General features: G+C 44.3%; 7 protein-coding genes. 1 reads left to right on the top strand and 6 read right to left on the bottom strand.

Annotated elements, in window-relative coordinates:
* Window positions 1-79: 79 nt before the first annotated feature.
* The 6 genes from lpxB to purC form a co-directional block, all read right to left on the bottom strand.
* Window positions 80-1,273, bottom strand: coding sequence for a lipid-A-disaccharide synthase (lpxB, locus tag V7K55_RS22795; RefSeq protein ID WP_334834933.1), 1,194 nt, complete (start codon window positions 1,271-1,273; stop codon window positions 80-82).
* Window positions 1,274-1,417: 144 nt separating this feature from the next.
* On the bottom strand, window positions 1,418-2,236 hold the full coding sequence (gene lpxA / locus V7K55_RS22790) for an acyl-ACP--UDP-N-acetylglucosamine O-acyltransferase (RefSeq protein WP_094331409.1): 819 nt from the start codon (window positions 2,234-2,236) through the stop codon (window positions 1,418-1,420).
* Window positions 2,237-2,538: 302 nt separating this feature from the next.
* Window positions 2,539-3,063 (bottom strand): 3-hydroxyacyl-ACP dehydratase FabZ, encoded by a 525-nt coding sequence (gene fabZ, locus V7K55_RS22785; protein ID WP_094331408.1) that lies wholly within the window; start codon window positions 3,061-3,063, stop codon window positions 2,539-2,541.
* A gap of 99 nt (window positions 3,064-3,162) precedes the next feature.
* Entirely contained in the window at window positions 3,163-4,011 is an 849-nt protein-coding gene (lpxC, locus tag V7K55_RS22780; RefSeq protein WP_334834932.1) for a UDP-3-O-acyl-N-acetylglucosamine deacetylase, read from the bottom strand.
* 196 nt (window positions 4,012-4,207) lie between these two features.
* On the bottom strand, window positions 4,208-6,823 hold the full coding sequence (locus tag V7K55_RS22775) for a BamA/TamA family outer membrane protein (RefSeq protein ID WP_334834931.1): 2,616 nt from the start codon (window positions 6,821-6,823) through the stop codon (window positions 4,208-4,210).
* Between the two features lie 176 nt (window positions 6,824-6,999).
* Window positions 7,000-7,737, bottom strand: a complete 738-nt coding sequence (purC, locus tag V7K55_RS22770; RefSeq protein WP_334834930.1) for a phosphoribosylaminoimidazolesuccinocarboxamide synthase — start codon at window positions 7,735-7,737, stop codon at window positions 7,000-7,002.
* Between the two features lie 596 nt (window positions 7,738-8,333).
* Here purC and V7K55_RS22765 point away from each other — a divergent pair.
* Window positions 8,334-8,609, top strand: a complete 276-nt coding sequence (locus V7K55_RS22765) for a DUF7219 family protein (RefSeq protein WP_334834929.1) — start codon at window positions 8,334-8,336, stop codon at window positions 8,607-8,609.
* The last annotated feature ends 19 nt before the right edge of the window (window positions 8,610-8,628 follow it).

Here is an 8,628-nt window from a genome sequence, read left to right as displayed (position 1 = left end):
CCCTAGTCCCTAGTCCCTAGTCCCTAGTCCCTAGTCCCTAGTCCCTAGTCCCTAGTCCCTAGTCCCTAGTCCCTAGTCCCTAGTCCCTAGTCCCTAGTCCCTCCCCAGTCCCTATCCCCGGTAGCATTTGCAAAATTTCTTGAGCAGCGCGATCGCACACGCCAACTTCTCCCAAACTCCGCCGCATTTCTTCATAATCAGCCAAAGTTTGCTGTCTGCGACTGGGATTGAGTAGCAGTTCCATTGCGGCTTGGATAATATTCTCTGCTGTAGCTTGTTCTTGTAAAAATTCTGGCACAATTGGCTTCATCACTACTAAATTAGGTGGCGATGCAAAGGCTATGGAACCTTTGAGTATTTTACGAGCTATCCAAGCAGTCAGGGGACTTAGGCGATAAACTACAACTTGCGGCACATTTAACAGGGCCAGTTCTAGGTTGACGGTACCAGATTTACTAATAGCTAAATCAGCCGCAGCAAAAACTTCCTTTTGTTGACCTAATAAAACTGTCGCCCGCAAACCGTAACGCTCAATAGCCTCTTCAATTGGCTGTCTATAGACTTCCAAAGATAAGGGAATCCAGAAATGAACTTCTGGTAATTTAGCTTGAAGAGTTTGGGCAGCTTCAAAAATAATTGGTAAAAGATATTTTAGTTCTTGGTGGCGAGAAGCGGGGAGAAGTGCGATCGCAATTTGTTCTGGAGCAATCCCCAGTGTTGTACGCGCGGCTTGGCGACTGGGAGCGTCTTGCATTCGGTCAACCAAAGGATGCCCTACCCAAGTAACTTGTGCCCCTTTCTCACGAAAGTAACGGGCTTCTTGTGGGAAAATTGCCAAGAGCTTATCTGTAAAACCAACAATCCGGTTAGTCCTACGCAAACTTATTGACCAAGCCCACTCTTGGGGAGCGATGTAATACACCACAGGCACATCTGGCAGATGCCGTTTCATATAAGTCCCAATTTCCAGATTGGGAGTCATATAATCGATCAACACCACCAAATCAGGTGGATTTTTCTTTAGGGAAGCGATCGCCCGTCGTTGTACCTTGAGAGTCGGTAAAATATAAGGCAGCCCCTCTTGAATACCCACTGAGCCAATACTACTGGTATTGCCCAGCAGAATTGCCCCAACCTCCACCATTTTTTCGCCACCCAGCGCCACAATCTCTAATTCCAACCCAATCGCCACAGCTTGACGATTCAGCGCTGTAATTAGCAGCGACCCTTGTAAATCGCCAGATACTTCGCCAGTGCTGATAAAAATCCGCATTTGATAATTGATAATTAGTAAAAACTTAGAATTTAGGAGTTAGGAATGAATAGTTAGGAGTGAGGAGTTAAAAATTTAATTCTTAATTCTTAATTCATAACTCCTAACTCCTAATTCATAATTCATAACTCCTAACTCCTTAATTCACGATTCATCACTCACGCCTTTTTTCCCCTTACCAGGAATCAAGCCACGCCTCCCTGGCATCTGAGAAAGTAGCAAGAAACGGCGCAGATGCTGCAATTGTTCGCTATCCCCTAACAGTTCCAGTTGTTCCAAGGCATCCTTAAAGGACAAATCAGAACGGTAGAGAATGCGGAAGGCTTTTTTCAGCACAAGCAAATCTGCTGAATCCATACCAGACCGTTTAAGTCCAACAAGGTTGAGGGTTCGCACTCGCGCCGGATTTCCCTCCACTAGCATATATGGGGCCACATCCCGGTCAATCCGTGCCATACCTCCCACCATTGCTTGTCTACCAATATGCACAAATTGGTGGACACCTAAAACCCCACTTAGTCTAGCGCGTGACTCTATATGGACATGACCTGCCAATGCTACAGAATTGGCAATCACTACCTGGTCTTCAATTACGCAATTATGAGCTACATGGACATAAGCCATCAGCAAGTTACCATCGCCAATTACCGTTGCTTCACCAGCACCGGTAGCGCGGTTAATGGTAACGTACTCACGAATTAAGTTGTTATCACCAATTTTGACCCAAGTTGGTTCTCCCACAAACTTGAGATCCTGGGGTTCCATGCCGATGGCTGCACCTGTAAAAATCTGATTTTGCGCCCCAATTTCACAAGGCCCCTCTAACACAGCATGAGCGCCGATTATTGTTTCAGGGCCCACTTTTACATGCGCTCCAATCACAGCATAGGCACCGACTTGCACTGTATGGTGGAGTTCCGATTTCGGATGAATTACAGCAGTTGGATGAATTAGCGTTTTCAAGGGTGAATCTCCAGAACTGTCTTAATAAGTCAGCGCCAGGTAAGGGTTATGAGGCAGCATATTACTCTGGTTGAGAGAGTTACACTGCCTTCCCATCGAGGCGACTGGTAGAGCGTGAAGTATTTCAGTGAATGAAAGTGTCGGACAAAGCAAGTTAAGTGTGTTCGAGTAGCATCTCGTAGGGAGGGCGTAGAAAATCAAGAAGTTAATCAGATGCTGTTGTGGATTTTTTTAACTGTTATCCTTTTTTAGGATTCAGTAAGGGCATTTCACGGCTATGCCCACACCACGAAAGCAAACTTTTAGTTGACTAGAGAAAACATTAATTCCCCTTCACAAGCAAGTTGACCGTCAACTTCGGCACGACCTTGCATCTTACCGAAACGACGTTGTTTTACCCATAACAGTTCCACCGTCATTACTAGTTGATCCCCCGGTACAACTTGGCGGCGAAAGCGAACTTTATCGATACCAGCAAAGACAAATAGCCCGCCTTCTACCGAAGACATTTGAGTGAGAACAATGCCTCCAACTTGTGCCATTGCTTCCACAATTAGTACCCCTGGCATCAGTGGACGACCGGGGAAATGTCCTTGAAACTGGGGTTCATTAATAGTGACATTTTTAACGCCAACTGCTTTTTTACCTGGAACGTAGTCAATTATTTTGTCTACAAGCAAAAATGGGTAGCGGTGGGGTAGCAATTCCTGAATTTCTTCAGAGGTGAAAGTTGTTTTAATGTCAGAAACGATCTTAGTCTCATTTATAGTTTGTAGTTCAGTAGATGTAGTCGGATCGATTGTATTCACTTCAGTCAGTATTGACATTGGCCCTGTGGTTAATTTTTCCTCTGAAAGTTGAGCAGGTAGGCGTATATCGAAAGCCTTAATAATCCTAGATTTTAAGCTTTAGAGTAAATCCAAAATCTAAAATCCAAAATCTAAAATTTTCTGAGCCAGTTGAATGTGTAAATTGTGACTGGCTTTATACGCTAAGAAATGAGCAATAGGAAAAGTTCCTAGTAAGCTTAAATCTCCTACTAAATCCAAGATTTTATGACGGACTGGCTCATTTGCAAATCTCAATGGTGGATTTAGCCAACCATCTGGCCCGCAAACGAGTGCATTATCCAAACTACCACCTTTAATTAACCCTGTTTTTTGTAAGTGTTCAATTTGATGCAGTAACCCAAAAGTACGGGCAGGAGCAATTTCCGCAGCAAAGCTAGCAGAAGCTTTTTCTGGTTCACTGGTTAGTGACCAACTATACCATTGATTACCAATGGCAGGTAGGTCAAAATCAATACCGTAACTAAAGCGAGTTTCTGGTGCTGGGAGGGCACATACAAAGGCATCTCCTTGATAGACCCATAAGGGTTCTGTAACAGCCAAGGGAACTTGGTTTTTAGCAGGTTGTGATACTAAGCCTACTTGGACAATGTTGGCTGTCCACACACTTGCTGAACCATCTAGAAGCGGGATTTCTGGCCCGTCAATTTCAATTCGGGCGTTATCCACACCCATACCCGAAAGCGCTGCCAACAAATGTTCTACCGTGCGAACAGATATTTCACCCTTGCCTAACTGAGTTGAGAGAACAGTGTGATTAACTGCCGCAACTTGGGCTGGAATAATCGGCAAATCCGGTAAATCCACCCGCACAAAGTAGCGTCCACTTCCTGCCTCAGCTGGTAGTATCCGCACTTGGGTATTCACACCGCTATGCAATCCCACCCCTATTTGGGTGATTTCACCTGCTACAGTGTGCTGTTGCATAGCCGAAAAGTCAATATCAATATATTTCGTTTAGTATTGTTCATCGTCTGTTTTGGTAAAATCCCTGATATTCCCCTAAAAATGTCATTAATGCCTTTATCGGAACAGTATTGAGGTAAATGTAAAAATTAGCAAGCTAATCCAAAAAAGATAATTGTCATTTGTCCTTTGTGATTCACTAATGACCAATGACAAGTTAAAACCTTTCCCCAATCCCGAAATTAATCCGACTATCCCCATCATCATTGATACCGTAGTCAATACGAATTGGCCCCAGTGGAGATTGAACGCGAACGCCAAGACCATAGCCGAAGCCACTACCATTTTTGTTTAACACCTCAGCCGCCCTAGTACTAGTTCCCAGGTCACTGCCAAGATCAAAAAATAGTGCGCCACTGACTACTGAAAAAACTGGAAACCTGTACTCAACTGATGCTTGCACGTAAGAGCGTCCACTACCCAATGCTCCTTCTTCATAACCCCGGACGGAATTGCTACCCCCAAGAGTAAAAGCTTCGTAGGGAGGCAAGTCGCCAAGGATGGTTCCTGCTTGCAGGTTAAATGCTAAGGTTTGCGCTCCTTTGCTGAGGCTAATCAGCTTGATGGGTAAATATTGGCTGTAGCTACCCCGGAATCTGGTGAGGAAAATATTGCCTAGTCCTATGGGAACCGACTGGTCAACCCCAAAGCGGAGATAAGAACCACTAGTGGGTTGCAGGGGGTTATTACGGAGATCGCGTTGTGCCCCTAGTTGCAGTAGTAGTAAATCGTCTTGACCTCCGGGAGACAAGGTAAGTGGAATTTCGAGTGGTTGACCATTGGGAGTGGGATTTCCATTCTGGTCAAGAGGAACTCCATCATTATTGAATACCGCTCCTGTTGTTTTGAGATTGCCGTCAGCATCACGGGCAGAAACTCTTTGATACTGTAAACCGGCTGAGGCAGTCCAGACGGAAGTTTTGTAAGGATTGGTAGACAGGGGACGAGTAAAGGTGACACCACCACCTACACGGAGAATGCGGGGGCGATCCTGAGAATCGGTATTAGTGGGATTATTTGGGTCAAATGTTCTAATATCTTCATCTTTGCCATCAAAAATCAACGAAATGGAACTGCGGCGAAAAATATTGGTTGTGTAGGAAGTCCGGTAAGGATCTCCTGCAATCCAGGGGTCTGTAAACCGCAGATCAAACAGCAGTTCCCGTTCTCCAACCTGTACTTCTGCCCCCAGTTTTTGGTTTCTGCCGTTTAGGTTTTGCTGTTGATAGCTAACTGTGCCAAAAAGTCCGCTAGCAGAACTAATCCCTGCCCCAGCCGCAATAGAACCGCTACTACGTTCAGCTACATTCACTACTACATCGACCTTGCTGGGGTCACTACCAGGGTCGAGGGAGACATTCACATCTTCAAACAGTCCTAGCCCATACACGCGCTGTAGGTCTTTTTGCACCGTGTTGCGGTTGAATATTTGTCCTGGCTTCAACTCTAGTTCTCGGGTAATGATGTAATCTTGTGTCCGTCCCCGAATTGGCTGTCCCTTCTCGTCTGTCTCCTGACCATCTTTATTGCGGAATCGGACTCTAATGTTTTCTACTACACCTTCTGCTACTTGCAAGGTAACAATTCCGTTTTCAGAGACTTGTGGCGCTCCAATCACGTTGGCTAGCACGTAACCTTGGTCTTGGTATCGCTTGTTTAGCTGCTTAATACCTTCTTGCAAGTCACGCAAGTTAAGGATTTTGCCATATTGCTCCCGAAATACTTCATCGACAGTATTAGCTGGTAATACGGAGGCAACACCAGTACCAGGATTAGCTTGCACTTCTACCTTGCTCAGGATGGGGTTAGGCTGTACAACAAAGCTCACCCGCACTCCCAAGGGGGTATCTTCTGGGGATGCTTGGACGTTGGAGAAGAAGCCAGTTCCAAAGATGGCGTTAATATCTTCTTGCAGTTGGCTGCGAGTTGTCGTTCGTCCTGCTTGGGTACGAATTACTCTGTAAACTTGTTCTTCCAGTTCTGGCGATAGTTGCCCAGCCTGCGATTTAATTACTACTTCTGACACCAGTACGCGGGGATCATTGGCTTCCGGGACTGTGTTGGGTTGAGTATTTCCCGGAGTTGTCTGTGGGTTAGCATTCTGCGGACTGGGAGTAGCACCTGGGCTTGGGGCCGGTGTTCGTTGTTGACCACCTGGGAATGGAACGTCTGGAGCGGTAGATGGTTCCGTTGTCTGTGGGTTAACATTCTGCGGACTGGGAGTAGCACCTGGTCTTGGGGCCGGTGTTCGTTGTTGACCACCTGGGAATGGAACGTCTGGAGCGGTAGATGGTTCTGGAGTTGTGGGTAATAAAGGTTCCGTTGTCGGTGGATTGACATTCTCTGGGACTGGAGTAGTCTCAGGAGTTTGGGAAGGCGTTGGTTGTTGAATTTCTGGCGGTGGGATATCTGGGGCGGGAGAGGGCTGTTGAGTTTGGCTGGGATTGATTTGAGGGGTTTGTTGTGCAGTTTTTGGCGTTGTGGAGGTTGGCACTATTACCCCTGGTTTTGCGATTGCTGCTGGATTAGCAGGGTAAACTGCGACAATGCGGGATTTTGGTTGCTCTATAACTACTTTGGGATTAGTTAGAGGCTCAAGACTCTTACTAGAGTCTTGTTGACTAGTGTTTTTTTCTGGCTGCTGATTTGTTCCTAGTGTCAAAACTTCTGTTGTCTGTTTTGAACTGTTGGCGGTTTCTGCATTTGCACTCAATGAGCCGCCCAAAGGGACTGTAATTGCTACTGCTGCCAGCAATACGGGAGATAAACGCATTTTACTTATGATTCCTCTTCACGACCACACACACACCATCACAAGGCAATAATGCCCTGATGCCAAAGGTAAAATTCAAAATATAATTTTTTTCTTTTGCTTTTTTACTTTACAAGGCAAAAGGCAAAAGGCAAAAGTAAAATATAATTCCTTCTGATCTTTTGGCTTTTACCTGTTTAATTTGTAGCTTCTACTGCTTTTAGCACTCTTTGTAAAACCTCCTGGTAGGCATCCTCTACATTTCCTAAGTCCCGGCGAAAGCGGTCTTTGTCCATTACCCGGCGGTTTGAGTCCTCTTCTGCGGTATCCCACAAACGGCAGGTGTCAGGGCTAATTTCGTCTGCTAAGAGCAACTGCTGTTGTGAGTCCAAACCAAACTCTAGTTTGAAGTCTACTAGGGTAATACCGCATCGTTGCCAAAATTTATTGAGAAATTCATTGATTTCCAATGCTAGATGTGTAATGGCATCTACTTGTTCCGCAGTAGCTAGTTTTAGAAGGTAAAGGCGATCGCGTGTCAACAAAGGATCTCCTAACTGATCGTTTTTGTAATAAAATTCAACCAAAGGCTGTTTCAGAATTGTACCCACTGGCAAGCCTGTTTGTTGAGACAAACTGCCAGCTGCAATATTTCTGATCACTACTTCTAAGGGCAAAATCTTTACTGCCCTCACCCGCATCTGATTCGGGCTAGGGCTGTCAATAAAGTGAGTCTTTATACCATAAGCTTCCAACTGTTTAAAAAGCTGGCTGGAAATGCTACAATTAATTTTTCCTTTTTCTTGGATACTGCCACGTTTTTGGGCGTTAAACGCTGTGGCATCGTCCTTAAAATCAGCCAACAAGACATCTGGATCGTCCGTTGTATAGAGAATTTTTGCTTTGCCTTCGTATAACTTGGAATTAACAGACATGGTGGCAGGTAAAGTTCTAGGCGATGAACGATTTTTGTCGTTTCGGGCTTCACCATTTTATCTTTAGTTCTTAACTATTAACCATTGGTGATTTTTTAAAGAAAAAGCAAGGACTTTAGGAATTGGGATAAGGGAGACAAGGGAGCAGGGGGAGAAAGAATAAAGAACTAATACCCAATGCCCCATTCCCAATGCCCAAATTAGCCAGTTGACAAAGATTGAGAACTAAATCTCTAACTTTTAGCAGAGGGTAATTAACTTTGCTACTTAGTAAACTTACTTAAATAGTTTTATTGTCTAAGTTGTAATTATTTTTACAAAGACAATTTAGATAATATATACGGGTATGTTTTAATAGTTTATAACTCAGGGTTTCGACTGAAGTTAATTACAATTGGAACTTCATAAATTAAGATGAGATCAATTACCAACTGGGAGGAAAATCAAATATTCTCTCTAGTGACTTTAGTAGAAACTTTTTTTTGTAACATTAACGACAACAGTATTTCAAGATTGATCAAGAAAAATTCAGGAGTCAGAATTTATTCTGAATTCTGACTCCTGAGTTCTGTTTCTATAAAAAGTGAATTGAAGAAATGGAGAAAGAAATAGTGGATAAAGATGATTTTCTCTACCCTCGTGGTCGCTACTACGGTCAGGTAAAGCCAGAAAACTTGGTTTTTAATGCGAATCTACAAGAATTTGCCCAACGTGTAAGCTATATTTGCAACTTAGAAACAGGTGGAAAATTGCCTCCAGGTGCAGCTTATGAACAAATCAAGCAGCTATGGAAACAGTTGAAACACTCTAAAAAAGAACTGCGAATTGGCGAAGACCCGTTTCAAGATGACCAGGGTGAGGCTCAAGGATAACCAATGACCAATAACTAAA

This window comes from Nostoc sp. (assembly GCF_036919895.1).
Lineage (GTDB): Bacteria > Cyanobacteriota > Cyanobacteriia > Cyanobacteriales > Nostocaceae > Nostoc.
Note: the sequence above shows the minus strand (reverse complement) of the source record. Positions and strands in the feature narration are given on the sequence as shown.